Origin of the sequence: Xanthomarina sp. (assembly GCF_035306605.1) — a bacterium.
Taxonomy (GTDB): Bacteria; Bacteroidota; Bacteroidia; order Flavobacteriales; family Flavobacteriaceae; genus Xanthomarina.
In genome coordinates, this window is sequence record NZ_DATGNR010000013.1 from 1 (window position 1) to 2,344 (window position 2,344).

A 2,344-nucleotide genomic window follows, 5' to 3' on the forward strand; every position below is an offset into this window, starting at 1 on the left:
TGCAACCAACTTTAGAATTTGGGCAACCCAACGCCTTAAGGAATACATTGTAAAAGGTTTTACGATGGATGATGAACGCCTAAAGAACGTTGGTGGAGGGAATTACTGGAAAGAGTTATTAGACCGTATTCGCGACATTCGCTCTAGTGAAAAAGTGATGTACCGTCAGGTATTGGATTTATACGCTACTGCTACAGATTATGACCCTAAAACTGAGGAAAGTATTACTTTTTTTAAAATTGTTCAAAATAAACTACACTATGCGGCTCACGGAAATACAGCAAGTGAAGTTATTTTTTTTAGGGTAGATAGTGATAAACCTTTCGCAGGTTTAACCAATTTTAAAGGAGAGCAACCTACACAGGCAGAAGCGATGGTAGCCAAAAACTTTTTAGAAGAAAAAGAACTCAAAGTACTCAACAACCTTGTGGCTGCCTATTTTGATTTAGCGGAATTAAATGCCATTGAAGAACGTGAAATGCGCATGGCAGACTATGTAACAGAATTAGATAATATTTTAGCTTCTGCAGGAAGAAAAGTCCTCGAAAACGCAGGAAAAATATCCCATGCTAAAGCCAAAGAGAAAGCAGCGAAGGAATACAAAAAATATAAAGCTAAAACGTTAAGCACAGTTGAAAAGGATTATTTAAAAACACTTGCTGATTTGGAGAAAAAAGCAAAAATAAACAGTCGTAAAAAATGAGTTTTTTAGATAAATTATTGGAAGGGGTTGAAGTAGAATGGAAAACAGTTGATGAAATATTTAATGTGAAAAATGGATATACACCTTCAAAAAAGAAAAAGGAATTTTGGCAAAATGGGGATATACCGTGGTTCCGTTTAGAGGATATTAGACAAAATGGGAGGATTTTAAATACTGCGTTTCAACAAGTCACGAAATCAGCAGTTAAAGGTGACCTAATTCCTGCAAACTCTCTATTTATGTCTACTACTGCAACAATAGGTGAGCACGCTTTAGTTTTAACTCCATTTTTAACTAATCAACAAATTACCAGTTTTAGTCTAAAAGATACCTATAAAGAAATTTTGAGCATCAAATTTATGTTTCATTATTTCTTCAAATTCAGTAATTGGTGTAAAAAAAACGCAAATAAGAATGGTAGTCTCGGTATTATAGGTGTTAAGAAACTTAAAGAGTATAAAATCCCAATCCCATGCCCAAACAACCCAGAAAAATCTTTAGAAATCCAACAAAAAATAGTTGATATTCTCGATACCTTTACAGAGCTTACAGCAGACCTTACAGCAGACCTTACAGCAGAGCTTACAGCACGTAAACAACAGTATGATTACTATCGGGAGCAATTATTGACTTTTGATGAGACGGAGGTGGAACATGTACCTATGGGAGATGAAAGTGTAGGTGTGTTTATAAGGGGTGGTGGATTACAGAAAAAAGACTTTACTGATTCAGGTGTTGGTTGTATACACTATGGACAAGTCTATACACACTATGGTACTTATGCTAATAAAACTAAATCATTTGTTTCAAAAGAATTTGCTAAAAAGGCACGAATTGCTAAACATGGAGATTTAGTAATTGCAACAACAAGTGAAAATGATGAGGATTTATGTAAAGCTGTTGCTTGGCTAGGTAATGATGGCATAGCGGTAAGTAGTGATGCTTGTTTTTACAGGCATAATTTAAATCCAAAATATGTTGCTTACTTCTTCCAAACCGAACAATTTCATAAACAAAAAAGAAAATATATTACTGGTGCAAAAGTTCGGCGTGTAAATGCAAGTAAATTGGAGCTGATTAAAATCCCAATTCCATCCCTCAAAGAACAACAACGCATCGTAAACATTTTAGATAAATTCGATACCTTAACTACATCCATCAGTGAAGGTTTGCCAAAGGAAATTGAATTAAGAAAAAAACAATATGAGTATTATCGTGAAATGTTGTTAAGCTTTCCTAACCAAAATAATGAGGCATAATATGAGTAAGACTTTACATAATATTGCAGAAGATTTAAGAGATACTAATAAAAAAGTACAATTAATATATGCTTTTAATGGTACGGGAAAAACACGCTTATCACGTAAATTCAGATTACTAATTGACCCCAAAGAACCAGTAGAGGGAGTTGCTATACCAGAAGAGTCAGGTATTAAAGTAATGTATTACAATGCTTTTACTGAAGACCTTTTTTATTGGGATAATGATTTGGATGCTGATACCAAAAGAAAGTTAATAATACGACCTAATAATTTTACAGATTTAGCATTGGGATTTTTAAAAGATCAGGGTTTAGATAATAATATTGTGTCGAATTTTCAGCACTTTACAAACGATGCAATAACTCCTTATTTTAATGAA

General features: G+C 33.6%; 2 protein-coding genes and 1 pseudogene. All 3 read left to right on the forward strand.

Annotated features, from left to right (window positions below):
- Positions 1 to 703, forward strand: a 703-nt coding sequence (gene rhuM, locus VKY41_RS02070) for a RhuM family protein (RefSeq protein ID WP_500812776.1), incomplete at its 5' end; no start/stop codon positions are given.
- Complete coding sequence (locus VKY41_RS02075; protein WP_500812777.1) at positions 700 to 1,962, forward strand: restriction endonuclease subunit S; 1,263 nt, start codon at positions 700 to 702, stop codon at positions 1,960 to 1,962. The genes rhuM and VKY41_RS02075, both read left to right, overlap by 4 nt.
- 1 nt (position 1,963) lies before the next feature.
- Positions 1,964 to 2,344 (forward strand): annotated as a pseudogene (locus VKY41_RS02080) (anticodon nuclease); the annotation flags it as partial.